Below are 25,631 nucleotides of genomic sequence, written 5' to 3'. Positions count from 1 at the left end.
TGACGGGCCCGCCGTGACCGGGCCCGCCGTGACCGGGCCCGCCGTGACCGGGCCCGCCGTGACCGGGCCCGCCGTGACCGGGCCCGCCGTGACCGAGCCCGCCGTCACTGGATGGTCGTTCGTGGCCGGCGCCTCTGCCCGCGCCGCGGTGACGGCGGCGGACGTTTCGCTGCGGTTCGCCGACGTGGGCGCGTTCGCGTCCGGGCGGACCGCCGTTGCCGTCCTGGCAGCAACCGGGGCGGCCCTCCCGGCCCGGCGCCGGGGAGCGGCGGTGTCACCGACGACGAGGGTCCACAGGCAGGCGACCAGCGTGAGCACCGCCAGCACGCACACCGCCACGGCGATGATCGCCGCGACGGCCGGCGGCCAGGGCGACCAGGCGGTCATGTTCGTCCACGCGTCGTGGAGATCGCCGTCGGCCGGCCGCCAGAAGTGTGGGAACACCATGCTGATCGACCAGGTCTGCAGGGTGGCGGCGCCCGCGAGGAACAACAGCGGCATGATCCGCGACAGACAGCGGCCGGTGGCCGCGGCGCCCATCCCCACCCCGATCGCCACCGAGGCGATCCCGGCGTACAGGTAGCGGCCGGAAATGCCGCTGACGTGGAAGTACTTGTCGAAGTTCTGGGCGGACTGGAGCGTCATCAGGCCGAACAGAGCCCAGGTGACCCAGAGCAGGAACAGCAGGTCGACCCGCCGTCGCCAGCCGCGGCCGCGGATCAGCGCCAGCGCGAAGAAGAAGATGATCAGTCCCGAGGCGGTGCGGATCGGGGTGGTCGTGAGGTTCACCTCGAACCAGCCGAACGATCCCCACCAGCGCAGGAACGTCCCGTTCACCAGGACCTCGGTGTAGGCGCCCCAGTCGTCACCCAGGTACTGGCCGAGTGGGAAGCCGGGCGTCTGCGGCTGGAAGGCGCCCCAGCGCACGACGTTGACGATCCACCACCAGCCACCCAGGGCGATCATCACCGCTCCGCCGAGCGCGATCTGCCGCCACGGCACCCGCAGCGCCGCGGCGGACGGCCCCATCGGACCGACCTCGGCGAGTCGGAACGGCGCGGTGTCCGTCGCCTGCTCCGCCGGCCGGTCCGCCCGTAGCGCGCGGGCGTCGCGGCGGGCCCTGGACCAGGCCACCACATAGGCGAGCACGGCCATCGGGACCAGCACGATCGCCAGGGACTTGGTCATCAGCGCGAGGCCGAGGAAGGCGCCGGTGTAGAACGACGTACGCAGCGTGGTGTCGCCGCGCAGCACGTGTACCACCGCGATCGTGGTCAGTCCGCCGGTCAGGACGAGCAGGTTGTCGTTGTTGACGCTGGAGCCGATATGCGCCAGCTCGGGGACGGCGAGGGGGACGAGGGCGGCGCAGATCCCCGCGACCCGACTGCCGTCGGACAGCCGATTGGCACCGGCCCAGGCCAGCAGCGGCAGCGGGGCGACCATCAGGACGCTGAGCAGCCGCAGGATGCCGATGATCTCGTCCCAGCGCAGGTCGACGGCGTCACCGGGGAGCGCCTTGAGGGCTTCCGCGTCCACCCAGTAGTACAGCGGTGGATGTTGCACGAGTTGTTGGATGCCGCCCCGCGGCGCGGGCGTGCGCTCCAGCGTCCGCCAGGTCGGCCGCTGGTCCCGGGGGGTCGACTCCGCCGCGATGAACGGCCCGGCGGAGAGGTCCCGAATGGACTGCCAGGATCCGTACGGCGCCTGCATGATCGCGCCGACGCCACCCTGGGTCACGATCGCGTGCCCGGGATGCGGCCAGCCTCGGCCCTCGACCAGCCGCATGACCGCGTCGACGTGGTTGGGCTCGTCCGGCGCGTGGTACTGCGGCACCATCACCGACCAGCCGGCGAGCATCGCGGCGAACAGCAGCGTGATCACCCAGACAGCCGGCGGCGCGGAGCGCAGGATGCGCCACGGCCGGAACAGGGTCACACCCGGCGCCTGGGTCTCCACCGGCGGTCGGGCCGCCCTCGGCGGTCGGGTGTGCGCGGGTGGCCCGCTGCGCGCGGGTGGCCCGCTGCGCGCGGGCCGCCGGAGCCCGGCCGCGCGTGCGGGCGCGGCCTGACCGGGCCTGGCGGCGACGGGGGCCGCCTCGGTCGATTCCACGGAGTCAGCCAAGACTGAACGGTCCCATCGGACGGAGGTGCTGTCATGCTACGGACACCATCTACCGCTTGACTGTTCGGGTGGCAAGGCCCCGTGCCTGGTCATCGGCGTTCTGATCAGCGCCAGGAGTCGATGGAACCGACGATCTTCGCCGGCGACCCGGCGGCCACCGCCTTGGGTGGCACGTCCTTGGTCACCACCGCGCCGGCCGCCACGACCGCGCTTTCGCCGATGGTGACGCCCTTGAGCACGATCGCGCCGGCGCCGATCCAGGCCCGGTCCTCCAGGATGATCGGCCCGCTCATCGGCTGTTCGACCCCGTTGACGATCATCGGATGGAAGTCGTTGTCCATGAGCTGGGTGTTCCACGAGACGTTGCAGTAGGCGCCGATCGAGACCCGCTCGCGCACCAGGATCTTGGCGAAGCCGTTGATGTTCGCGGCGGGCCCGAGCTCCAGCACCCCGGAGTCGACGACGACCCGGATGCCGCGCTGCAGCGAGACGACGCCCTCGCAGCGAATCCGGCCCTCCGGGCGCACCCGGATGATCGAGGTGTCCCGCTTCGTCGTCAGACCGAACGCGCCGAGGCCGACCCGCAGGGCGGCACCCTCGTCGAACTCGATGCGCTCCCGGCCCTCGATGACCGTCGGCGAGCCGATCCAGATCGGCTGCCGGTGGGCCAGCGGGTAGCGCAGACCGGCGACGAAGGAGCGGGCCGAGGTCTCGCGGGCCGCCCGCAGCGCCCGAACGTGCCGCACGTACTCACGTAGATCACTTTTGAACGCAGCCACGTCCAAACAGTAAGCGCCGCCGTGGGCCGGTCGGTGCCCGGCATCGGCTGTCGCGGGGTCCGCCGCCTGGCCGGGATCCGGTGCGTTCGGCGGGGCGGTGGGCCGGTCGTCGGTCAGCGATCCGAGCCGTGCGACTCTAGGGGCGGCAATTTCAACAGGGCACTTTGCCCGCTTCAACAGGGCACGTGACCACCGCCGCGGACCGGCGATCGGAGTGGGGACGATCTCGGCCAGGCAGCAATCACCGGCCCGCCCGCGGTAGCGGACGGCCGGGAACGACAACCGGGAGCCACACCGACGTGAGTGTCAGCGCCATCCACAAGCCCGAACAGCCGGGGAACAGCACCCCGACGCAGCCTGGGGCCGGCGACGACCTCGGCGCGGCCAAACCTGACGTCCCTTATGTCACCATTGTGCTGCCCTGTTACAACGAGCAGGACCACGTGGTGCGTGAGCTGGAGCGCATCACCGCCGCGATGGACGTGAGCGGCTACGCCTACGAGATCCTCGCGATCGACGACAAGTCGACCGACAACACACTGGCCGTCCTGCGGGAGGCCGCGCCCCGCTTCCCGCGGATGCGGATCATGCCGTTCCGCCGCAACGGCGGCTCGGGCACGGCCCGGCGGATCGGCACCCAGGAGGCGCGCGGGAAGATCGTCGTCTGGACCGACGCCGACATGACCTACCCGAACGAGCGCATCCCCGAGTTCGTCCGCCACCTCGACGACAACCTCGACGTCGACCAGGTCGTCGGCGCCCGACTCACCGAGGAGGGCACCCACAAGTGGGCCCGGGTGCCGGCGAAGTGGCTGATCAGGATGATCGCCCAGCGGCTGTCCGGCATGAAGATCCCGGACCTCAACTCGGGCCTGCGCGCGTTCCGGCGGGAGGTGTCGCTGCCGTACCTGCGGCTGCTGCCGCCCGGGTTCAGCTGCGTCACGACGATCACGATGTCGTTCCTGTCGAACCAGCACCCGGTCGACTACATCCCGATCGACTACGCCAAGCGCGCCGGCACGTCGAAGTTCCACCCCTTCCGCGACGCCCGGCGCTACATCCTGCAGGTGCTGCGGATGGTCATGTACTTCGATCCGCTCAAGGTGCTGATGCCGTTCGCCCTGTGGATCATGGGTCTGGGATTCGTCAAGCTGATCGTCGACCTGGTCCGCTACGACTTCCACGTGGCGACGTCGACCCTGCTCGCCATCCTCGTCGGCTTCCAGATCGTGGTGCTCGCCCTGATCGGCGATCTGGTGGCCCGGTCCCGCAGCAACACCTGAGGATGCGCGTCGCGATCGTCGGCCCGACCCACCCCTACAAGGGTGGCATCGCCCAGCACACCACCGAGCTCGCCCACCGGCTGGCCGGGCGCGGCCACGCCGTGGTGATCGAGTCCTGGTCGGACCAGTACCCCGCGCGGCTCTACCCCGGTGTGCAGCGGGTCGCCGAGCCCGAGATGGAGCCGTTCGCCCCGACCTGCTACCCGCTGTCCTGGCGTCGCCCGGACGGCTGGCTGCGCCTGGGCCGCCGGCTGCGACACGAGGCCGACGCGGTCGTGCTGGTCGTCGTCACGCCCATCCAGGCACCGGCGTACCTGACGGTTCTCGCCGGACTCGGCCGCGGGTCCGGGGCCGGCCGGCGGGCTCGTCGGTCGGCACCGCCGGTGCTGGCGCTGTGCCACAACGTGCTTCCGCACGAGCGGCGGGCGGTCGACGAGCCGCTCGTGCGCGCGGTGCTGCGCCGGGCGTCGGCGGTGCTGGTGCACACCCCTGCGCAGGCCGGGCTCGCCGCCCGGCTGACCCCGGCCCCCGTCACCGTCGCCGAGATGGCTCCCCACCTGTGGTCCTCGCCGACCCGGCGCACACGACCTGTCGCCGCGGCCGCGGACACCGCCACTCCCGCCGGCACCGCCACTCCCGCCGGTACCAGCGGCGACGTCCGCCGCAACCTGCTGTTCTTCGGCCTGGTCCGGCCCTACAAGGGGCTCGACGTGCTGCTGACCGCGCTGGCGCGGGGACCGGCGGACATCCGCCTCACCGTGGCCGGAGAGTTCTGGGGGGGCACGGCGGACACCGTCCGGCTCGTCGGGCAGCTCGGCCTGACCGACCGGGTGGACCTGCGGGCCGGCTATGTGGACGCCGCCGACGTACCCGCGCTGTTCGCGGCCGCGGACGCGCTCGTGCTGCCGTACCGGGCGGGGACGGCGTCGCAGAACGTCGACCTGGCCCGCCTGCACGGCCTGCCGGTGGTCGCGACGACCGTGGGCACACTCGCCGGCTCCGTCCGCGACGGGGTGGACGGGCTGCTGGTGCCGCCGGACGACGCCGACGCGCTCGCCGCCGCCCTGCGCCGGCTCTACGAACCGGGCGTGCTGGCCGACCTGCGGGCCAAGGTCGTCCCGCCGGACGTGCCGGCGGCCTGGGAGCTTTATCTCGACGCGACACTTTCCGCCCTCGCCGGCGACCGGGGCACGACCGCACCCAGGTAGCTACTTTCCGTTCAACGATGGTCGCTTGATGTATATCTGGTGGGTCCTGGTATCGGCCCGGCCCAGGCCACGGGCAGACTGACCGGTCGACGACGGCTGGAGCGAGAGGCGGACTGTTGAGCCCCGTACGTGACGACGCCCTCGCCTTTGTGGGCCATCAGGTCCATGTGATGCGCCGCCGTGAGGTCGGCACCCTGCTGAACTGGGCGGGGGAGCTGACCGGCCGCACCCTGCTGGACGTGGCCGGTGGCGACGGCTACTGGGCCGGCCAGGCGGTGCGCCGCGGCGCCCGCGCCGTCTGCCTCGATCTCGCCCGGCACAAGCTGGAGTTCGGCAGGCGCCTGCGGGGCCATCCCGGCCTGGTCGAGGGCGACGCGCTCGCGCTGCCCTTCGCCGACGCCTCCTTCGACGTGGTGATGTCGGTCTGCGCCATCGAGCACTTCGACGACGGCCCGGCCGCCCTGGCGGAGATGGCCAGGGTGCTGCGGCCCGGCGGCGACCTCGTGATGTCCGCGGACGCGCTGACGAAGGCGTCCAACTGGCCGGACCTGTTCGACCGGCACCGCGAGCGCTACCACGTCAAGCAGACCTACCCGGGCGACCGGCTCGCCGGGCTGCTCGACGACGCCGGGCTGGACGTCGTCCGGCAGACGTACATGTTCCGCAGTGAGCGGGCGGAGCGGCTCTACCTGGCCCTGTCCGCCAAGGGCGGGCGGGCCGGCTGGAACGCGGCCGCGGTGCTCTCCCCGGCGATCGCCCTCGCCGACCGGCGGGCGCCGGACAGCGCGGGCAGCGTCGTGCTGACCCACGCCCGCAAGCGGGCGAGCTGAGGGCCGATGGGCGCCTCCCGTCCCGACCGGCCGGCCGGCGGCCCCCGCCGGACACCGCCGAGCCGCCAGCCGCTGCCGCCCCGCACCGGCCCGCCGCCACCACCGTCGTCCCGGCTCGCCCAGCGGGCCCTGGCCGTGCTGCTGACGGTGCTGTTCTTCGGGCTGATCGTCTTCGGCGCCGCCGCCGGTGCCGCCGCGGCGGGTGGCCAGCGCTGGGAGGGGTACCTCATCGGCGGCCTGTGCTGTCTGGTGATGGTTCTCGCCGCCGTGCGGTCCACGCGGCGCTGAGCGGCGCCGCTGACGGTCCGTCGAACCGGCACCTCGGTGGGTGCCGAACGACACCCCGCACCGACACTGTCCGACCGCGGGGGGAGACTGTGAACTGTGCGTGTGGGCTTCCTCGTCGAGCAGCTGCTCGCGCCGGTTCCAGGCGGAACCGGCCGGTACAGCGCCGAGCTCGCGGCTGCGCTCGCCCGTCAGGCCGAACCAGGTGACTCGGTCGCCGGCTGGTGCGCCGCGCACCGCCGCTTCGAGACCGCGGCCCTGCCCGGTGTGCTCGGCCCGATGCGTCTCGCGCTGCCGCGCCGCTCGCTGGCAGCCGCCTGGTCGCGGGGTGTCGGCCCGGCTCCGACCGGTGTCGACGTCATCCACGCGCCGACCCTGCTGCTCCCGCCCGCCGGGGGAACCACCGGTGCGCTGACCGAGACGGTGATCGAGAAGCTGCGCGGGGGATCCGGGCGTCCCGGCGGCCCGGCTGGTTCCGGCCGCGCCGGCGCCCCCGGCGCGACGCCGGCCGGACGTTCCGCCCGCCCGCCGCTGGCCACCTGGTTCGGCGCGACCGTCACCCCGGCCCTGGCCGGCGCCCTGGACCGGCGCCGTCCCCGGCCCAGGCTGGTCGTCACGATCCACGACGCGGTGCCCTGGACGCATCCGGAGACGCTCACCCCGCACGGGGCCCGCTGGCATCGCCAGATGGGCGAGCGCGCGGTCCGCCACGCCGACGCGGTGATCGTGCCGACCCTCGCGGTCGCCGCCGAGGTTGCCCGTCATCTGCCGATCCCGCCGCATCGGCTGCACGCGATCGGGGAGGGTGTGGCGGAGGCGGTCGTGCGGGTGCCGCGGGACGCCGACGCCCGGGCCGCCCGGCTGGGCCTGCCGCCGCCCGGTGGCTACCTGCTGACCCTCGCCACCCTGGAACCGCGCAAGGGGCTGGAGACGGCCCTGGCCGCGCTGCGCCGGCCGGACGATCCGGGTCTGCCCCTGGTTCACGTCGGCGCCGCCGGCTGGGGTGGGCTGGACGTGGGCGCCGCGGCGGCCCGTCATGGCCTGGACCCGGGGCGGGTCCGCACTCTTGGGCGAATCAGTGACGAGGATCTCGCGGTCGTGCTTTCGCGGGCGGCGGTGCTGCTCGCGCCGAGCCGGTCCGAGGGCTTCGGCCTGCCCGTCGTCGAGGCGATGGCGCATGGGGTGCCGGTGGTGGTGTCCGATGCTCCGGCGCTGGTGGAGGTCGCTGGCCAGGCCGCGCTGGTGGTCGGGGTGGGGGACGACGGGGCCCTGGCGGCGGCGGTGGCCAGGATCGTCGGCGATCCGGGACTGCGGGCCCACCTGTCGGCTGCCGGACTGGCCCGCGCCCGGGCATTTACCTGGAATGCGGCAGCGGAGGCGACGTGGGCGCTCTACCGTCGAGTCAACGGTTCCCCTGCCGTGTCCGTCGCCGACGACGGGCGGGCGTAGTGTTGCCCCCGTTGAGAAGCAAGCGGTCACCGTGAAGCGATCAGCCACCCCTGCCGGGGTGGCGCGTCAGGGAAGGAGCGCCGTGGGACCCCGGGTGCTCGTCGACGCGACTTCGGTCCCGGCGGACCGTGGTGGCGTAGGGCGTTATGTCGACGGGCTGGTCGCGGCGCTGGGCGCGGCCGGTGCTGACATGGCGCTCGTCTGCCAACGGTCGGACGAGGAACGCTACAGCCGAATGGCTCCGCATGCCACCGTTCTGTCCGGGCCGGCGGCCATCGCCCACCGGCCCGCGCGGCTGGCGTGGGAGCAGACCGGCCTGCCGCTGGTCGCGGAACAGGTCAATGCCGCCGTCATTCATTCACCGCACTACACGATGCCGCTGCGGGCGCAGCAGCCCGTGTGCGTGACAATTCATGACGTTACCTTCTTTACCGAGCCGGATATGCACACGGCGGTGAAGGGGACGTTCTTCCGCTCCGCGATGCGGACGGCGGTGCGCCGAGCCGCCCGCATCATCGTGCCGTCGAAGGCCACCCGCGACGAGCTCGTTCGCGTGCTCGACGCGGAGTCGACGACGACCGACGTCGCCTACCACGGCGTCGACACGTCGACCTTCCACCGGCCCACCGAGGACGACAAGCTGCGGGTGCGGCGGCGCCTCGGCCTCGGCGACTCGAACTACATCGCGTTCCTCGGGATGCTGGAGCCGCGCAAGAACGTGCCGAGCCTGATCCGGGGCTGGGCGGAGGCGGTGCACTGGCGCGACGAGCCGCCCGCGCTCGTGCTGGCCGGCGGCTCCGGGTGGGACGACGACGTCGACGCGGCGGTCGCCTCCGTGCCGAGCCACCTGCGCGTCATCCGGCCGGGTTACCTGCGGTTCTCCGACCTGCCGGGCTACCTCGGCGGGGCGACGCTCGTCGCCTACCCGTCGCACGGCGAGGGCTTCGGCCTGCCGGTGCTGGAGGCGATGGCCTGCGGCGCCCCGGTGCTGACCACGCCGCGGCTGTCCCTGCCCGAGGTCGGCGGAGACGCCGTCGCCTACACCCAGCCCGACTCGGACTCGATCGCCCGGGTGATGGGTGCCCTGCTCGACGACGCCGACCGGCGTGCGGTTCTCGGAGAGGCCGGGCTCGCCCGCGCCCGGGAGTTCACCTGGGCGGCGAGCGCCGAGGCGCACCTGGCGAGCTACGCGCGGGCGGTCGCCGAGCGCTGAACGGCGCCAGGCGGGCCGCGGTTCGTCCGGGCGGGACCCAGGGTGACGATCGCCGCAAAGGCCGCGCTACGGTCTGTCTGGTACCCGCGCGCCGTCACCGCGACGGTGCGGGGCGTGGAATCGGCGGCCGGCGAGATCGTGCCGCCGCCAGCCGTGGCGTGCGTCCCCGGGCGGGGCGGGTCGGGTGAGACGGGCGGGCGAGAACATGGGTGTGGAACCGGAGATCCGGGTCATCGTGGTGACCTTCCGGTCCGGCGAGATCATCGGCGCCTTCCTCGACTCGTTGGCCAAGGCGACGACCCGGCCTTACGAGGTCGTCGTCGTCGACAACTCGCCCCGGCTCGACCCGGGGACCGCCGCCGTGTCCCGGCGCCCGGAGGCCGAGCTGCTCCGCCCCGGCCGTAACCTCGGCTATGGCAGCGCCGTCAACCGTGGCGCCGCCGGTGCGCGAGCGCCGTGGCTGGTGGTGTCCAACGCCGACATCGCCTTCTCCCCGGGCGCGCTCGACGAACTGATCGTCGCGGCGGACCGCTGGCCGGGCGCGGGCGCGTTCGGCCCCGGCATCACGAACCCGGACGGCGCCCTCTACCCGTCGGCGCGCGACCTGCCGTCGCTGGGCCGCGGCATCGGCCACGCGCTGTTCGGCTGGTGCTGGCCGACGAATCCGTGGACGGCCTCCTACCGGCGGGAGCGGGGTGCCCCGCGGGAGACGACCGCCGGGTGGCTGTCCGGCTCGTGCCAGCTGGTGCGCCGGGAGGCGTTCACGGCGGTCGGCGGCTTCGACGAGTCGTACTTCATGTTCATGGAGGACGTGGACCTGGGCCGGCGACTGGGGCTCGCGTCCTGGCGGTCGGTGTACGTCCCGACCGCCGTGGTCGAGCACCTCGGCGGCCACTCGACGAAGCGGTCCTCCCGGCGGATGGTGATCGCCCACCACCGCAGCATGTTCCGCTACCTGTCCCGGCAGTACCCGGGGACGGCCCGGGCCCCGCTGCGGCTGGCGCTCGGCGTGGGCCTGACAGCCCGGCTGCTGCTCGCCCTCGCCTTCGCGAAGGACAGCGCCGGGGCGCGGGCGACGCGGTCCGCGGTGCTGCTTCCGCCGCGCGACGCCACCCCCGGCGCCTGAACCGCGGCGCTGGCCACCGGCCGGGCGTGGTCCCGGGAGGGTGTCGTCGCCCTCGTTGCTCGGCGGCGGCGAGCCGCGACGGAATTTCGCCGTCCGCGGCGACGCTGTGACAAAACAGGCAGGTCGTGACCAGCCCGCGTGAGGTGCCTGGTGGGACGGGTGTCGTGTGGTCCACGAAGCGTGTCGGCTTCATGGCGGCCCGTTCGGTCAGTGGTCCCGTGACCCATCCGTCTTCAGGGGCTACCCCGTGTTCTGCGACACTGCGCTGCATGGACGCAGTGATGCTTGTCGGCGGTCAGGGGACCCGTCTACGACCACTCACGATGTCGGCGCCCAAGCCGATGTTGCCCGTCGCGGGGGTGCCGGTCACGGCGCACATGCTTGCCCGGGCGCGGGACGCGGGAATCGGTCGGGTGGTCCTCGCGACGTCGTACCGGGCGGAGGTCTTCGAGGAGTACTTCGGGGACGGCTCGGCACACGGCCTGGAGCTGGAGTACGTCACGGAGACGGAGCCGTTGGGCACCGGTGGCGCGATTCGCAACGTCGCCGGGCGGCTGCGCGGCGATGCCGACGACCCTGTGGTGATCTTCAACGGCGACATTCTGTCCGGCCTGGACATCCAGGCGCTCATCCGGCGCCACCGGGAGGCCGAGGCGGCCGTGACCCTGCACCTGACCCAGGTGGAGGATCCGCGGGCGTTCGGTGTGGTCCCGGTTGACGACGACGGTCGCGTCACCGCCTTCCTCGAGAAGACGCCCGACCCGCCCACGAACCTGATCAATGCCGGTTGCTACGTGTTCCGCCGCTCTGTGATCGACACGATTCCGACCGGTCGGCCGGTGTCGGTCGAACGGGAGACCTTCCCCGCGCTGCTCGCCGCGGGCACGCCGGTCCTCGGCTTCCCCGACAGCACCTACTGGCTCGACCTCGGCACGCCTGCCGCGTTCGTCCAGGGCAGCCGGGACCTGGTGACCGGGCGGATGGCCTCCTCGGCGCTGCCGGGCCCGGTCGGGGACTGCCTGGTGCTCTCCGGCGCCCAGGTCGCCCCCGACGCCAAGGTCGGCGGCGGCGCCACCGTCGGCGCCCGGGCCCGCGTGGGCACCGGCGCGGAGGTGGACGGCGCAGTGATCTTCGATGACGCCGTGGTGGAGGCGGGAGCCACCGTCCGCGACAGCGTCATCGGCCGCGGGGCGGTCATCGGCGCGGGCGTCGTGCTCGACGGGGTGGTGATCGGCGACGGCGCCGTCGTCGAGCGGGGCAACGAGCTGCGCGCCGGCGCGCGGGTGTTCCCCGGCGCGGTGCTCGCCGCCGGTGCGGTCCGCTTCAGCTCGGACCGCACCTGAGGCGGGTCCCTTCGGGTGTGGCCCAGGTGTCCCCGCAGGTGCGAAAGCTGGTCAACGGGCGCGGACACTCGCTGTGAATGCGGCGATTTCCGGATGATGGCGGGGAGAATCGGCCCCATGAGGTTCAGCGTGGAACGCGACGTGCTCGCCGACGCGACCGGCTGGGCCGCCCGAAATCTGCCCAGTCGGCCGGGTCTGACCCCGAATGCCCTGACCGGTCTTCTGCTCGACGCGACCGCGGGTTCCGCCGCCGCCACCGGCCTGGTGGTCTGCGCGTACGACACGGAGGTCGCGGTGCGGGCCCCGGTTGCGGCGACCGTGGCGGAACCCGGGCGGGTGCTGGTGCCGGGCCGGCTGCTGGCCGACATCGTGCGCAGCCTGCCGGCGGCAGTGATCCAGGTCGCCGCGCAGGGGGACCGGCTGCTGCTGCGCTGCGGCAGCGTGCGGTTCACCGTGCCGCTGATGGACCCGGCCGACTATCCGGAGCTGCCGAGTTTCCCCGCGCCGATCGGGGAGGTCGACACCCTTGGCTTCGCGGAGGCGGTCGGCCAGGTCGCCCCGGCGGCCGGCCGGGACGAGACGGTCCCGGTGCTGACCGCGGTCCGGCTGGAGATCTCCGGCCGCGGGCTGAGCCTCGCCGCCACCGACCGCTACCGCCTGGCCGTGCGGGGAATTCCCTGGCAGCCGACCGTCGAGGACCCCTGGGCGCTGGCCCACGTTCCGGCCAAGGTCCTCGCCGACGTGGCCCGCACGCAGACCTCCGCGTCCCGGATCGTGGTCGGGCTCGACATCTCCGACCCGGTGGGGGCGCGGCTGGGGTTCGCCGCAGCCGGCCGGCAGACCATCGTCCGGCTCATCGACGGTACGTTCCCCAACTACCGCAAACTGCTGCCCGAGACGGTCGCCCACGTCGCCACCGCCCAGACCGCGGAGCTGGCGGCGGCGGTCCGCCGGGTCGCCGTGGTCGCCACCCGCACGGCGCCGCTGCGCTTCACCTTCACCCAGGACCAGGTCGTCGCCGAGGCCGGTGACGGCGACGGGGCGCAGGCCAGCGAGACGATCCCGGTCGAGTACACGGGTCCGGAGCTGTCGGTGCTGCTCAACCCGTCCTATCTGCTGGACGGGCTGGGGGCGGTGGAGGACGACGAGGCGACGATCGGCTTCGTCGCCGCGGATCCGGCGCAGGCCTCCGCGCGCCCCGTGGTGCTCACCGGCAAGGACAGCGGGGGCGGGCGGGGGTCCCCGGACGGGGGCGCCTTCCGCTACCTGCTGATGCCGATCCGGACCGACACGGCGTCCTGAGCGTCCCCGCGGCCGGGGACGCTCAGGTTCGGGCCGCGCGCCGCCGATCCAGCCCGCTCAGCCGATCCCGCTCAGGGGGCCGGCGTCGGGCTGCTCGGCGACACCGACATGGTTCCCGCGCCCGGGGCCGGCGTGGCCGTGGACGAGCCGCTCTGGGCGGCGGCCAGCGGGCCGTCCGCGGAGACGTCGAGGGTGCCGCCCTGGGCGCCCGACTCGGGTGCGGTCGGGGAGTCCCAGGTCGCGCCGGCCGGGTCCGGGTTGGCGTGCTTGGCGACGAAGTCCTTGATCACGTCCGCGGACACCGTGGTGCACCGCTGGGTGCGGTCCCACGCGGTGAGGACGAAGTGCTTGCCCTGCGGGAACGTGCCGCGGGTCCAGGGGACACCGATGAACCGCGGGCCGGCGTCCGCCGCCAGCGACCGCAGCTTGTCGACCTGGGCGGTGGGCAGGCTCGGGTCGTACCAGCCGACGATGAAGCCGTGCTCCAGGTTGTGCACGGCCCGTTCGATCCGAATGTTCGACTTCGGGTTGTAGAACGAGATGCCATCGGGCAGCGGATCGGGATTGTGGCTGCCGGACGAGGGCGGCGACGACTTGTAGTCCACCGTCGTGGCGACGTGCGTGCTGCCCTGGGAGGCATCGTTCACCGTGCCCGTGCAGCCGGCCGCGGTCGCCGCCGACGAGGCCGAGGCCACATAGCCGACCTGGTGCGTCCTGCTCTTGGCGTTGTTGTCGGAGATCGCGTAGATGATGATCCCAACCAGCAGAACCAGCACGACGCCACCGGCTGTCCCATAGATGGCCAGCGCGCGACGACGCTCCTTGCGCTTCTGCTCGCGACGCAACTGATCGAGCCGGGCGTTGCGTTCGGCGTTCTTCTTCCCCACGGGGGCTGATCCTACGAAGTGTCGAACCACTTCACACGGGCAGGATGCATCCGACCCGCCGGTGAGCACCCGGACGGGCCGGACCGGGTGCGTCGGGTCACCCCCCATACCGTCACGTTCCATCCGCTAGCCAGCCGTACCCGGCCGCGACCGTCCTCACCGGTACAGCAGGTACCCGTCCGGATCGCGCGGCGCCCGGGGGGCCGCCGGCGCGGCGGCGTGGCCGACGCCGACCGTGCCCATCGGCACCCAGTCGGCCGGCAGGTCCAGCACGCGGGTCACCACGTCGGCGCAGAACAACGTCGAGGACACCCAGCAGGAGCCGAGTCCCTCGGTGGCCAGCGCGACCAGCAGGTTCTGCACTCCCGCGCCGACGGCGACGGTGAACATCCGCTCCTCGGCGCGGCCGCGTCGCTCGTCCGGGTAGGGGTGCGCGCCGTCCAGCGCCATGATCGGCACGATCAGCAGCGGAGCGCGCCGCAGCACGTCCCCGCGGCGCAGCCGCCGGCCGATCGACTCCTCGTCGAACCCGTCGCGGCGCAGGTCGTCGGCCCAGGCGTCGGCCATCGCGGCGAGCAGCTCCGCGCGCCGCTCGGCGACGATCACGAACCGCCACGGCGTGGTGTGATGCGGCGCGGGCGCGGTCAGCGCCGCCGCGACCGCGCGGCGCACCGCAGCCGGATCGACCGGGTCGGCAGTGAACTCCCGCACCGTGCGCCGCTCCGACAGCGCCGAGCGGCGGGCCTCCAGCGTGCCGAGGCGGAACATGTCCTCGCCGGACGGGCGCACCAGCGACCGCGCCCCCCGCCCGTCGTCCGCGAGCCAGGCGTAGCCACGGACCACGGCCACCGGGGTCGCCCCGAGCTTGCCCTTGACCAGGTCGGCCGCGGCGGCCAGCTCGTCAGCCTCGGCGACCTCGGTCATGCCCAGCTCGTTGCCATAGCCGTCGACGTCGCCGATGTGGCTGCGCAACGCGGCCATGCCGGCCACGCCGATCGCCAGGTCGGTCAGGCCCTTGCGCCACGGGCGTCCGGCCGTGTCGGTGACCACCACCGCCACGTCCACCCCCAGCCGGGCGGCGATGCCTGCGCGCAGGCGGGCCGCGCTCGCGTCGGGGTCCACCGGGAGCAGCGCGATCGCGTCGGCCGCGACGTTCGACGCGTCGACGCCGGCGCTGGCCAGGACGAGCCCATGGCGCGTCTCGACGATCCTGGTCGGCCCGCGACTGGCCACCTCGCGGACGGTCTCGGCGTCGATCGCGGCCTGCCGGACGGCCTCCCGGCTGCCGCCGGCCGGGATCAGCCGTCCCTCCGCCTTCGAGACGATCTTCGAGGTGACGACGAGGACGTCCCCGTCGACGCGCGGGCGCCCGCGCGCCACGGCGCCGGCCACGACCGAGGCGAGGTCGTCACCCGGCCGGACCTCCCCGATGCCGGCGAGGCCGAAGACCTCCAGCTCGGCGCTGGGCGGCTTCCTGGCGGCAGCACCGTCCTGACCGGTCGGGTCAGACACCGGCGAGCTCCAGGGCCGCCCGGACGATCGCCTCGGTCGCGGGCAGGTCGGTCATCAGCAACGGCCGGGACGCCACGACGGCGCCAGGGACCACCGCGGCGGCGTCCACGGTGTCCACCAGCCAGCCGTCGAGCAGGCCCGCCGGTCGCGCCTGCTCGCCGTCCGTGCCCGGCGACGAGGAGGCGCCGCGCCCCCGGCCGCCGTAGTGCACCCCGACCGCCTGCGCCGAGGTCTCCACACCGATCGCGGTCAGGCAGGCGTCGGCCATCCCCCGCACCGCCGCCCCGCCGATGATCGGGGAGACCCCGACGACGGGCGCCGGGGTCCGCGCCACCGCGTCGCGGACGCCGGGTATCGCCAGGATCGTGCCGATCGACACCACCGGGTTCGAGGGCGGGAACAGCACGACGTCGGCCTCCCCGATGGCGTCGAGCACGCCCGGCGCGGGCGTCGCGGACTCCGCCCGCAGCGGGACGATGGCCTGCGCCGGCACGGCGGCGCGCAGCCGCAGCCACCACTCCTGGAAGTGCACGGCGCGCTGGCCACCCTCGTCGTTGATCACCACGTGGGTCTCGACCCGCTCGTTCGTCATCGGCAGCAGCCGGACCCCCGGCTGCCACCGGTCGCAGATCGCCTGGGTGACGTCGGACAGGGGATGGCCGGCGTCGAGCATCTGGGTGCGCACGAGGTGGGTCGCCAGGTCCCGGTCGCCGAGGCCGAACCAGGACGGGCCGACGCCGTAGGCGGCGAGCTCCTCGGCGACGACGAACGTCTCGCCCTCGCGTCCCCAGCCACGTTCGGCGGAGATGCCGCCGCCGAGGGTGTACATCACGGTGTCCAGGTCCGGGCAGATCCGCAGACCGTGCAGGGTGATGTCGTCGCCGGTGTTGCCGATCACCGTCACGTCGGCGTCGGGCAGGGCGGCGCGGACGCCGCGCAGGAAACGGGCGGCGCCGATTCCGCCGGCCAGGGCTGTCACTCTCACAACGATCGATCCTGGCACCGAGGCGCGTGCCGTGACCCACCGGCCGGGTCGGGCGCGTTCGCGCCGGCGAGGTCGGTCCGTCCCGGGCGGGGCCGGACGCCTCGCCCGGGGGTGCCGCGGTGCGGGGTCAGCCGAGCTGGGGCCGGGCGAACAGCGGAGCCACCCAGCCGGTGAACTCCGTCCTCGCGGGCAGCGCGGAGTCCTTGCAGAAGGCCGCGAGCAGGAAGTGCACGAGATGGCTGGTCGGGCGGGTCGGCGCGGGGTTGGCGAGGCCGCCCTCGATGGTGGCGACGACCGCGTCGGCGGCGAGCGCACGGTCGGCCTCGGGCACCAGGTCGTGCACCGCGGCGAGCGCGAGCCCGTGCAGCCATTCGTGCAGCCGCTCGTGGTACTCCATCACCGGCTCGGCGTGCGGGGCCCGCTCCGCGACGCAGGGGTGCAGCGTGCGCCGGCGTTCCACCGAGTCGAGGCCGAGGAAGAGCTTTTCGGCCGGGTTGCCGGGCAGGCCGGTGATCCGTTCCACCTCGACGTCGAGCAGGCGGTTGAGCACTGCGGCGAACGCGTGGTCCTTGGACCGGAAATACCAGTAGACGCTGCCGGGTTCGATCCCGGCGGAGCGGGCGATTTCCGCAATCGAGGTTCCGGCGAAGCCGCGGGCCAGGAACTGCTCCTCGGCCACCGCGAGCAACGCCTCGATCCGCTCCTCGCGGGGCACGTCCTGCCGGTTTCGTGGCACCTGATCAGCGTAGCGACATCGGCCCGGAGATGAGCGGTGATTCATCGGACGGCACACCTGCTGGCGCTGCGATACCCAGCTTCACCAGGCTTCACACCTACGAGTTCTGGGTGGTGATGTGAATCATGTCGCGGGTGGTCGCGGCTGGGGCGTGCCCACTGGGCTTAGACGAAAGTCCAGGTCAGCGAGGGTATTTCCGGCGGGTAGGCCGGATGGGTAGGTGCTCGTCCGGGGATGACCAGTACGTCGTCGCGAGTGTGAGGTGTCGACACCCCCCCCGTATGTGTCGTCCGTCACGCGGTTTCTCTTGATTCCGGTTAGAGAGGGCTGTGTGATGAACACGAGCTCTCCACGTCGCCTGGAAGGACCCTCATGTCCGAGGTCAGGACCACCAAGAGTCTCGAAGCGCTGTCCGCCTCCCTCAACCGCGCCCTTGCCGGCGCGCGCGCCCCCCAGGTCGTCGCCGCCCGCCGGGCCCAGATGCGGCAGGCCGCCGCGTCGCCGGCCCCGGACGGCGCCGCTCGGGCGCATCATCGAGCCCACGCCGTCAACGACGTACTGGCCGCCCGTTCCCGAACGAACATGCTGATCGGCACGCTCGAACGACTGCGGCGCCCGGCCACCGGCCGGCGCGCCGGCCGGGTCACCCCCTGATCCCCTGACCCGGAGCGCTCAGGCCGCCGCCGGCACTCCCGGTCGGCGGCCCGGGCGCCCCGCATCCCGGGCGTGGCGCGGCCCGGGATGCTTTCGACGCCCCGTGCACTTATCCCTTCGACGCTCTCCCTTCGACATCGATGACGGCGGGCAGGTCCCGCCGGCGTGCGCGGCGGCGTCCTGTCCCGCCGTTCGGGAACAGAGGAAGACATGACAACTACGGTGGCGACATCCGACGGAGCGGACGGCCCGAGGCCCGGCCCGGGCCATGCCCCGGGCCGGGCGGAGACGTCCGGGCCGGCCGGTGCGCCGTCACCGCGGGTCGATGCCGCGCCGACCGCGTCGGCCATGCGTCGGGCGCTGCGCCGGGCCAGGGACGGCGCCACCCTCGATGCCGTCGAGGCGGCGGTGCTGCTGGCCGCCCGCGGCGACGACCTCGCCGACCTGTGCGCCTCGGCGGGCCGGGTGCGTGACGCGGGCCTGGCCTCGCTCGGCCGGCCGGGCGTCGTCACCTACTCGCCCAAGGTCTTCATCCCGCTGACCCGGCTGTGCCGCGACCGCTGCCACTACTGCACGTTCGCCACCGTGCCGCACCGCCTGGCCGCGCCGTTCCTGTCCCTGGACGAGGTGCTGGACATCGCGCGGGCGGGGGCCGCCGCCGGCTGCGCCGAGGCGTTGTTCACCCTGGGTGACCGTCCGGAGGAGCGCTGGCCCGCGGCCCGGGAGTGGCTCGACGCCCACGGCTACGACTCGACGCTGGGCTACCTGCGCGCCGCCGCGATCGCCGTGCTGGAGGAGACCGGCCTGCTGCCGCATCTCAACCCCGGTGTGCTGAGCTGGACCGAGCTCGCCCGGCTCAAGCCGGTCGCCCCGTCGATGGGCATGATGCTGGAGACGACCGCGACCCGGCTGTGGTCGGAGCCGGGCGGCCCGCACTTCGGCTCGCCCGACAAGGAGCCCGCGGTCCGGCTGCGGGTACTGACCGACGCCGGCCGGCTCTCCGTCCCCTTCACGACGGGTCTGCTGCTGGGTATCGGCGAGACCCGGGCGGAGCGGGCAGAGACGATCTTCGAGCTGCGTGGGCTGTCGCGGCGCTACGGGTCCATCCAGGAAGTGATCGTCCAGAACTTCCGGGCGAAGGACGACACCGCCATGCGCGCGGAGCCCGACGTCGGCGCCGAGGAGCTCGCCGCCGCCGTCGCCGTCACCCGGCTCGTGCTGGGTCCGACGGCGCGGGTGCAGGCGCCGCCGAACCTTATCGACGCCGCCGAGTGCGACCTGCTGCTGGCGGCGGGCATCGACGACTGGGGTGGCGTCTCCCCGGTCACCCCGGACCACGTCAATCCCGAGCGGCCCTGGCCCGACCTGGACGTTCTGCGCGCGGTGACCGCCGACGCCGGCTTCACCCTGCGGCCGCGGCTCACGGTCTACCCCCCGTACCAGGAGGAGCCGTGGCTCGATCCGCGGGTCGCGAGGCATGTGCGTGCCCTCGCCGGGCCTGACGGGCTGCTCGCCGAGGGCGCCCGCCCGGTCGGCCGTCCCTGGCAGGAGCCCGACGGCGGTCTCGGCGACAGCGGCCGGACCGATCTGAACACCGCGGTCGACACCGTCGGCCGGCACAGCGAGACCCGGGCCGACTTCGACACCGTGTACGGCGACTGGGCGGCACTGCGCGCCGAGGTCAGCGCGGCCGGCACCGGTGCCGACGGAGTGGTGGGCACCGGCCGGCGCGCCGCGGGCGCACCGCCGCGGCTGGACTCCGACCTGCGGTCCGCGCTGAGTCACGCCGGCGTCGACCCGGCCGGGATCAGCGACGCCGAGGCGCTCACCCTGTTCGGGGCGCGGGATACGGCGTTGGAGGAGCTCTGCCTGCTCGCCGACGGGCTGCGCCGCGATGTCGTCGGCGAGGACGTCACCTACATCGTCAACCGCAACATCAACTTTACCAACGTCTGCTACACCGGCTGCCGATTCTGCGCGTTCGCGCAGCGGCGGGGCGACGCCGACGCGTTCACCCTGTCCCTGGCGGAGGTCGGTACCCGGGCCGCCGAGGCCTGGTCGGTCGGGGCGACCGAGGTCTGCGTCCAGGGCGGCATCCACCCGGACCTGCCCGGCACGGCCTACTTCGACCTCGCCCGCGAGATCAAGCGGGCCGCGCCCGGCCTGCACCTGCACGCCTACTCGCCGATGGAGGTCCTCAACGGCGTCACCCGGACGGGGATGTCGATCGAGGACTGGCTGTCCGCGGCCCGCGAGGCCGGCGTCGACTCGGTCCCCGGCACCGCCGCGGAGATCCTCGACGACGAGGTCCGGTGGGTGCTGACCAAGGGCAAGCTGCCCACGGCGAGCTGGGTCGAGGTGATCACCGCGGCGCACCGGGTGGGCCTGCGCTCCACCGCCACGATGATGTACGGGCATGTGGACACCCCGGCGCACTGGGTCGCGCATCTGCGGCTGCTGCGTCGCCTGCAGGACACCACCGGCGGGTTCACGGAGTTCGTCGCGCTGCCGTTCGTCCACCACAGCTCGCCGATCTACCTGGCCGGCGTGGCGAGGCCCGGCCCCACCGTCCAGGAGAACCGGGCGGTGCACGCGATGGCCCGCATCCTGCTGCACCGGTCCATCGACAACATCCAGTGCTCGTGGGTCAAGCTCGGCGCCGACGGCTGCCGGCAGGTGCTCGCCGGCGGGGTGAACGACATCGGCGGGACGCTGATGGAGGAGACGATCAGCCGGATGGCCGGCTCGCAGCACGGCTCGCGGCGGTCCGTGGCCGAGCTGGAGGAGGTGGCCGCAGCAGCGGGTCGCCCTGCTCGGCAACGGACCACGACCTACGGGAGGGTCCCGGACGAGCGCTTTCACGCTGCCCGAGGCGGACCGGTCCGGACCGTGCTGCCGGTGGTGTCCTGACACCCGCCATGTCTTCGAGTCCCGAAACTACTGTAAGTAGTTGTTCGGATCGGCGGGCCCAAAAGAGTTGTCCGGCAATGGTGGGATCATCACGTTTACCGGACGCAAAGTTGCCCGTTTAGGTCTTTATGTCGGATCTGGTTGCGCGGCATAATGCGGACACCGTCGCCGTAGCGATTGCACACAGTTACCGATCGGGTGGTTGCCCGGACCCTGGGCGATGGTGTGCAGTGACTGTGAGCTATGGTCTGATCGCTGGTTGTAGAAGATGTTGCGCTGGTGGGGTTGACGCGGCCGAGTCTGGAGCGTGTAATTACCGGCGTGTCATTCCCCTCGCTGGCGGGGTTCGTGCGGTAGTGCGACGCCTGACCGGTGTGGAACCAGCCACTGTGCGCCGGCGCCCAGGGGGTGGCCGACCGCACCGCGACGGGTCTGGAGGAGTCCCATGGAGCACACCGACGCGGGCGTCCACACCGTCCTCGCGGACGTCGAGCGTCCCGCTGAGCATGACCCGTTCGGTGACCACTCCGAGCGGGTGCTCACTGAACGGCCTACACAGGCCACACCGGAGTCGTCGCTGTCCGCCACCACCGTGCCATCAGCCCGGACCGCACCGCCGGACCGGGTCACCGTCGCCCCGCCTGCCGTGCGTCCGCGGCCGGTGGGGGTGGACATGCTTGCCCGTCCCGATGTTCCGGCTGCCGAAGACCACACCTTCGGCGGCGTCGACGACCGGATGATCGGTGCCCAGCGCGGCGATGGGCCCGCCACCGCGGATCCGACCCGCCACGGTCTGGCCCACGACGGTCTGGCCCACGACGAGCCGGCAGTCCACGAGTCGACCCATGAGGACCGGGCCTACGACGTGGTCCGGGACGACGTGGTCCGGGACGACGTGGTCCGGGACGACGTGGTCCGCGACGACGTCACCGGCGCCGAGCTGGCCGGAGACGATCCTGGTCTCGACGACCTCGCGGGCGATCTTGATCCCGATGTCGAGGGGGACACCCTCGCCTCAGTGATTGATCTGGGGCTGGGCGACCTGTTCGGCGAGGTGATGGAGTGGCAGGAACGCGCGCTGTGCGCGCAGACCGACCCCGAGGCGTTCTTCCCGGAGAAGGGCGGATCGACCCGGGAGGCCAAGCGCATCTGCTCCGGCTGCGAGGTCAGGCCCGAATGCCTGGAGTACGCGCTGGAGAACGACGAACGGTTCGGCATCTGGGGCGGCATGTCCGAACGGGAGCGACGCAAACAGCGCCGCCGAGCGGTCTGATCCGGGGCCGTGGACGGGGTCCGGTGGGGGATGAGCGGCCAGGCCGCGCAGCGCCCCGCCGGGGCGCCGCCCGGCTGGGGCGAGGCAGCCACCACCTGGGTGGCCGTCGTGTGCGTGCATGGCCGTGTTCCCGGCGCGGCCGCGCTCCTGCGCGCTGCCCTGGCGGCGCAGGAGCTGCCGCCTGACCAACCCGTCGACCTCAGGGTCGTCGATGTCCGGATCGGCGGCGGCGGGCCGGGTGCTCCCCGGTCCGCCGGTCCGTCGGCACAGGTCGAGGTGCCTGCCGGGACCCGGCTGGCGGTCGCGGTCGCCGCCGGTCTCGGCCGGCTCGGCGGGCCGCCGGCGGAGGGCTACCTCTGGCTGCTCGACGACTCGGCCGTGCCCGCGCCCGACGCGCTGCGCACCCTGTTGGCCTACGCCCGCCTCGATCCCGGCGCCGCCGTCATCGGCCCCAAGCTGCGCGCCGGCCAGTCCGCGCCCGCTCGGTCCGGTGGCGCCGGATCCCTCGTGGCGGCGCCGCCCGTCGTGCTCGAGGCGGGGATCAGCGTCGACCGTGCCGGCCGTCGCCGCACCGGCATCCGGCCGGGAGAGGTCGATCTCGGCCAGCATGACGGCGCGCGGGACGTGCTCGCCGTGGCCTGTGCCGGCATGCTCGTGCGCGCGGCGGCGTGGCATCGACTCGATGGCCTGGATCCCGAGCTCGACGCCGGCCACGACATCGATCTCGGCTGGCGAGCCGCCCGGGCCGGGTTGCGCACCGTGGTCGTCCCCACCGCCGTCATGACCTCGTTGACCTGTTTCGGCGGCGGCGCGACGGCCGACCTCGCGGCGTGGCCGCAGCGGGTCGCGGCGCTGCGGATCCGGCTGGCGCACCCGGCCTGGCCCCTGCTGCCCGTCGCGGTCCTCGCGCTCGTGCTCGGGTCCGGCCCGCGCGCGCTGGGCCTGCTGCTGCGTGGGCGGCTGCGGGCGGCGGCGTCCGAACTCGCGCTGCCGTGGGCCGTGCTGAGCCGGCCACGCCAGCTCGTGGCCCTGCGCCGGCGGGCCGCGACCACCCGCGCGGTGCCCGCCCGGGTGGTCCGGGGGCTGTTTCCCCGCGGCCGGTCGCGTACCCGCCGGGGCGACCTGCCAGCAACCGCCACGGCCCGGCCAGCCGCGCCTCGGCCGCCCGCCGTCATCCCCACCCCCCGCACCCCCGCCGATGGTGAGGGTGACGCCGAACGCGGTGCCGACGGCCACGACGCCCGGCCGGTGGTGAACGGTGGGCGGCCTCGCCCCGCGCCCGCCGTTCCCCCCGGGCCGGGTTCGGCGCGGGCCGCGGCGACGCTCACCGCCCTGCTCGCCCTCGTCGGTGTCGTCGCGATGCGCGGCATGCCGGTGGACGGGCTCGGTGCCGGGCTGCCGCTGCCCGCGGACGTCCACCAGTTGTGGGTCGCGGTCTGGTCCGGCCGGGTGGCCGAGCCGGCCGGCCCGCTGGCCGGCGCGGGGCCCGTCCCGCCCGCGACCGCGCTGCTCGCGGCCGTTGCGAGTGCGCTGGGCGGCCGGGTGGCGGCCGCGGTCTGGCTTCTGCTCGCGCTCGGCCCGGCGCTTGCCGGGCTGAGCGCGTACCGGACGCTCGGTCGGCTCCGCCCGCGCCCGGTCGTCCGGTTCGGACTGGCCGCGGCCTACGGCCTCAGCCCGGCGCTGAGCGGCGCGGTCGTCGCCGGCCGGGCCGACACCGTGGCCGCGTTGATCATCCTGCCGGCGGTGCTCCGCGCCGGCGGGACGGTCCTGGCCGGGAGCCCCGCCGGGCCCGCAAGCCGGGCGCGGGCCGTCTGGGCGCTGGCCGTCGGTCTGGTCGGGCTCGGCACCTGCGCTCCGTCGATGACGCCGCTGAGCTGGTGCGCGCTGGCCGCCGGCGCACTGCTGGTGGGCCGGCGTCGGTGGTGGGACGTTCTCGCGGTGCTGCCGGCGACGCTGCTTCCGATCCTCCTGGTGCTGCCGGCGGGGATGCGAGCCGAGCCGGCCATCGCGCTGGCCCACCTGCCGCAGGCGTCCCTGCCGTTGCTGGCGGGAGCCGGGCAGCGGCCGAAAGCCGCGCTCGTCGGCCTGCTGGCCGGCTGTCTGATCTGTTGGCTGATCGGCCGGGCTGGCCGCGCCGGCGGGGCCGCGCCAGCGCGGCGGGCGGCTCGGCTCGGCTGGTCGCTGGCGCTCCTGGGGCTGGTCGCGGTGCTGGTCATGCCACAGGTGGCGGCCGATGCGGGCGAGCGCGTCCCCGGCGCCGAGGCATGGTGGGCCGGCCCGCAGTACGGCCTGGTCATCGCCGGTGCACTGCTCGCCGCGGCAGCCGTCGCCCCGCGGTCACGCTCCCGCCGGTTCGCTGCCCTGCCGGTGACCCTGCTGGTCGTCGTCGGTCCGGCCGCCCTGGGTGCCGACCGGATCATGGCCGGCTCGAGCTGGCAGGGCAGCCCGACCTCCTGGGGCCGATCGTCCGTGGTCGCCGCCGCCGACGCCGGTTCGGCCGGGGGAGTGTCGGCCGAGGCCGGCGGTGCGGGCGATCCCGACGCGGACCCGCCGGTGGCCAGCCTCGCGCCCTGGTCCGCCACCGGCTCGTCGGCGGTGGCGCGGGCGGTGCTCGCCCGCACGCGCACCGAACCGCCGGGCTCCAGCGTGCTGGTGTTGTACCGCGCCGGGCGGTCGGGGCCTGTTCGCTACACCCTCGCGACGGGTGACGGCGCCCGCTACCCGGCCGGACTGCTCCGACCCCCCGGCCCGGCGGCGTCCTTCCTGACGGCCGTCGCCACCGACCTCGCCGCCGGCGGGGACCGGGCGGCCGGCTGGCTGCCACTGCTCGGCGCCGTCGCGGTCGGTGTGCCGGCGACGAGCGACTCGGCCGATCTTGCCGAGCGGTTGGCTGCCAGTCCGTCGCTGATCCAGGAGCACACCCGCGCGGGCCTGTGGCTCTGGCACCCGTCGACCTCGCCGGGCCGTCGACCGACACCCGCCACGGTCTCGCCGCCCGCACCCGCGGCCGGGCCGGCCTCGGGCCGACCCGCGGCCTTCCTGATCGGGGCATCCTCGCCCTCGGCGGCCGGGCAGTCGCCGGGGGCCGTCGGGCTGCCGGCCGCGCCTGCCTCGGTGCGAGCGCTGCCCGCGGACGGCCGGCTGGCGAACGTCTCCGTGGCCGGGCCGCGCGGGGGGCGGGACCTGGTCCTCCCCGTGCCGGCGGGAATCGGCTGGCAGGCCTGGCTCGACGGCCGGCCGCTGCCCGCCTTCCGGGCCTGGGGCTGGGCCGCGGGTTTCCACCTGCCACCCGGCGGCGGATCGATCCGGTTGGCCAGGGCCGACGGCCGGGCGCACGACCGGGTGCTCGCGCAGGCCGGCGGGCTCGGCCTGCTGCTGCTGGCCGGGGTGCCGGTCGCGATGTCGTGGCGCCGGTCTCGCCGGGACGCCGACAGCCCCGACGCCGACAGCCCCGACGCCGACAGCCCCGACGCCGACAGCCCCGGCACCGACAGCCCCGACGCCGACAGCCCCGACGCCGACAGCCCCGGCACCGTCGGCGTGGCCGACGGCCGCGCCGACGCCGCGGACCCGGCCCTGATGTCGGCGGGACGGACGCCGTGACGCCGGCCGACGCGAGGCCACCGGACCCGGCCGCCGTCTCCGGCCCGCCCGCCGTGAGCCCCACCCGGTCTCGCCGGTCTCGCCGGCTCCCGGCGCCCGGGCCCGCACCGGCGGGCCGGACTCCGGCCACGA

At 74.2% G+C, this 25,631-nt stretch carries 19 protein-coding genes; 13 read left to right on the top strand and 6 right to left on the bottom strand.

Features of this window, described 5'->3' with window-relative positions; genetic code table 11:
* Positions 1 to 1,935: DUF2142 domain-containing protein (locus MXD60_RS04290; RefSeq protein ID WP_248817634.1), on the bottom strand; the 1,935-nt coding region annotated here is incomplete at its 3' end.
* Between the two features lie 290 nt (positions 1,936 to 2,225).
* Positions 2,226 to 2,900 carry an acyltransferase gene (locus MXD60_RS04285; RefSeq protein ID WP_248817633.1) on the bottom strand — a complete coding sequence of 225 codons (675 nt, stop codon included), beginning with the start codon at positions 2,898 to 2,900 and terminating at the stop codon, positions 2,226 to 2,228.
* Positions 2,901 to 3,199: 299 nt separating this feature from the next.
* Between MXD60_RS04285 and MXD60_RS04280 the strand changes: the two genes are divergently transcribed.
* The 9 genes from MXD60_RS04280 (at position 3,200) to dnaN (ending at position 12,939) form a co-directional block, all read left to right on the top strand.
* Positions 3,200 to 4,183, top strand: coding sequence for a glycosyltransferase family 2 protein (locus tag MXD60_RS04280; protein WP_248817632.1), 984 nt, complete (start codon positions 3,200 to 3,202; stop codon positions 4,181 to 4,183).
* Between the two features lie 2 nt (positions 4,184 to 4,185).
* Complete coding sequence (locus MXD60_RS04275) at positions 4,186 to 5,391, top strand: glycosyltransferase (protein ID WP_248817631.1); 1,206 nt, start codon at positions 4,186 to 4,188, stop codon at positions 5,389 to 5,391.
* Between the two features lie 116 nt (positions 5,392 to 5,507).
* Positions 5,508 to 6,221, top strand: coding sequence for a class I SAM-dependent methyltransferase (locus MXD60_RS04270; RefSeq protein ID WP_248817630.1), 714 nt, complete (start codon positions 5,508 to 5,510; stop codon positions 6,219 to 6,221).
* A 6-nt stretch (positions 6,222 to 6,227) separates the two neighbouring features.
* A complete protein-coding gene (locus MXD60_RS04265; RefSeq protein ID WP_248817629.1) occupies positions 6,228 to 6,509 on the top strand; it encodes a hypothetical protein in 282 nt (93 codons plus the stop codon).
* 96 nt (positions 6,510 to 6,605) lie between these two features.
* Positions 6,606 to 7,955 (top strand): glycosyltransferase family 4 protein, encoded by a 1,350-nt coding sequence (locus MXD60_RS04260; protein WP_248817628.1) that lies wholly within the window; start codon positions 6,606 to 6,608, stop codon positions 7,953 to 7,955.
* An 82-nt stretch (positions 7,956 to 8,037) separates the two neighbouring features.
* Positions 8,038 to 9,168, top strand: coding sequence for a glycosyltransferase family 4 protein (locus MXD60_RS04255; RefSeq protein ID WP_248817627.1), 1,131 nt, complete (start codon positions 8,038 to 8,040; stop codon positions 9,166 to 9,168).
* A 205-nt stretch (positions 9,169 to 9,373) separates the two neighbouring features.
* Positions 9,374 to 10,294: a glycosyltransferase family 2 protein gene (locus tag MXD60_RS04250; protein WP_248817626.1), complete on the top strand. Its 921-nt coding sequence runs from the start codon at positions 9,374 to 9,376 to the stop codon at positions 10,292 to 10,294.
* 269 nt (positions 10,295 to 10,563) lie between these two features.
* On the top strand, positions 10,564 to 11,637 hold the full coding sequence (gene manB, locus MXD60_RS04245; RefSeq protein WP_248817625.1) for a mannose-1-phosphate guanylyltransferase: 1,074 nt from the start codon (positions 10,564 to 10,566) through the stop codon (positions 11,635 to 11,637).
* A 117-nt stretch (positions 11,638 to 11,754) separates the two neighbouring features.
* Positions 11,755 to 12,939, top strand: a complete 1,185-nt coding sequence (gene dnaN, locus MXD60_RS04240; RefSeq protein WP_248817624.1) for a DNA polymerase III subunit beta — start codon at positions 11,755 to 11,757, stop codon at positions 12,937 to 12,939.
* A 71-nt stretch (positions 12,940 to 13,010) separates the two neighbouring features.
* On the opposite strand, the gene MXD60_RS04235 is transcribed toward dnaN, so the two are convergent.
* The 4 genes from MXD60_RS04235 to MXD60_RS04220 form a co-directional block, all read right to left on the bottom strand.
* Positions 13,011 to 13,826 carry a thioredoxin-like domain-containing protein gene (locus MXD60_RS04235; protein WP_248817623.1) on the bottom strand — a complete coding sequence of 272 codons (816 nt, stop codon included), beginning with the start codon at positions 13,824 to 13,826 and terminating at the stop codon, positions 13,011 to 13,013.
* A gap of 156 nt (positions 13,827 to 13,982) precedes the next feature.
* Positions 13,983 to 15,338, bottom strand: a complete 1,356-nt coding sequence (locus tag MXD60_RS04230; protein ID WP_248817622.1) for a coenzyme F420-0:L-glutamate ligase — start codon at positions 15,336 to 15,338, stop codon at positions 13,983 to 13,985.
* Positions 15,331 to 16,323 (bottom strand): 2-phospho-L-lactate transferase, encoded by a 993-nt coding sequence (gene cofD / locus MXD60_RS04225; RefSeq protein ID WP_248817621.1) that lies wholly within the window; start codon positions 16,321 to 16,323, stop codon positions 15,331 to 15,333. The genes MXD60_RS04230 and cofD overlap by 8 nt, the downstream gene beginning before the upstream one ends.
* Positions 16,324 to 16,450: 127 nt before the next feature.
* Positions 16,451 to 17,059, bottom strand: a complete 609-nt coding sequence (locus tag MXD60_RS04220; RefSeq protein WP_248817620.1) for a TetR/AcrR family transcriptional regulator — start codon at positions 17,057 to 17,059, stop codon at positions 16,451 to 16,453.
* A gap of 372 nt (positions 17,060 to 17,431) precedes the next feature.
* On the opposite strand from MXD60_RS04220, the gene MXD60_RS04215 reads away from it, so the two are divergent.
* The 4 genes from MXD60_RS04215 to MXD60_RS04200 all read left to right on the top strand — a co-directional run bounded on the left by MXD60_RS04215 (position 17,432) and on the right by MXD60_RS04200 (position 25,499).
* On the top strand, positions 17,432 to 17,713 hold the full coding sequence (locus MXD60_RS04215; RefSeq protein ID WP_248817619.1) for a hypothetical protein: 282 nt from the start codon (positions 17,432 to 17,434) through the stop codon (positions 17,711 to 17,713).
* A 210-nt stretch (positions 17,714 to 17,923) separates the two neighbouring features.
* The gene (locus MXD60_RS04210; protein ID WP_248817618.1) at positions 17,924 to 20,623 is read left to right on the top strand and encodes a bifunctional FO biosynthesis protein CofGH; all 2,700 of its coding nucleotides are present in this window, start codon (positions 17,924 to 17,926) and stop codon (positions 20,621 to 20,623) included.
* A 445-nt stretch (positions 20,624 to 21,068) separates the two neighbouring features.
* The gene (locus MXD60_RS29710) at positions 21,069 to 21,896 is read left to right on the top strand and encodes a WhiB family transcriptional regulator (protein ID WP_283097759.1); all 828 of its coding nucleotides are present in this window, start codon (positions 21,069 to 21,071) and stop codon (positions 21,894 to 21,896) included.
* Positions 21,897 to 21,926: 30 nt separating this feature from the next.
* Positions 21,927 to 25,499, top strand: a complete 3,573-nt coding sequence (locus MXD60_RS04200) for a glycosyltransferase (RefSeq protein ID WP_248817617.1) — start codon at positions 21,927 to 21,929, stop codon at positions 25,497 to 25,499.
* The last annotated feature ends 132 nt before the right edge of the window (positions 25,500 to 25,631 follow it).

Origin of the sequence: Frankia sp. AgB32, assembly GCF_023243045.1 — a bacterium.
In the GTDB taxonomy this organism is placed as follows: domain Bacteria; phylum Actinomycetota; class Actinomycetes; order Frankiales; family Frankiaceae; genus Frankia.
Note: the sequence above shows the minus strand (reverse complement) of the source record. Positions and strands in the feature narration are given on the sequence as shown.

Excerpts from the sequence above, each read along its gene's own strand:
- dnaN (WP_248817624.1), top strand. The coding sequence starts at position 11,755 with ATGAGGTTCAGCGTGGAACGCGACGTGCTCGCCGACGCGACCGGCTGG.
- MXD60_RS04265 (WP_248817629.1), top strand. The coding sequence starts at position 6,228 with ATGGGCGCCTCCCGTCCCGACCGGCCGGCCGGCGGCCCCCGCCGGACA.
- MXD60_RS04215 (WP_248817619.1), top strand. The coding sequence starts at position 17,432 with ATGTCCGAGGTCAGGACCACCAAGAGTCTCGAAGCGCTGTCCGCCTCC.
- MXD60_RS04210 (WP_248817618.1), top strand. The coding sequence starts at position 17,924 with ATGACAACTACGGTGGCGACATCCGACGGAGCGGACGGCCCGAGGCCC.
- MXD60_RS04250 (WP_248817626.1), top strand. The coding sequence starts at position 9,374 with ATGGGTGTGGAACCGGAGATCCGGGTCATCGTGGTGACCTTCCGGTCC.
- manB (WP_248817625.1), top strand. The coding sequence starts at position 10,564 with ATGGACGCAGTGATGCTTGTCGGCGGTCAGGGGACCCGTCTACGACCA.
- MXD60_RS29710 (WP_283097759.1), top strand. The coding sequence starts at position 21,069 with ATGGAGCACACCGACGCGGGCGTCCACACCGTCCTCGCGGACGTCGAG.
- MXD60_RS04200 (WP_248817617.1), top strand. The coding sequence starts at position 21,927 with ATGAGCGGCCAGGCCGCGCAGCGCCCCGCCGGGGCGCCGCCCGGCTGG.
- MXD60_RS04275 (WP_248817631.1), top strand. The coding sequence starts at position 4,186 with ATGCGCGTCGCGATCGTCGGCCCGACCCACCCCTACAAGGGTGGCATC.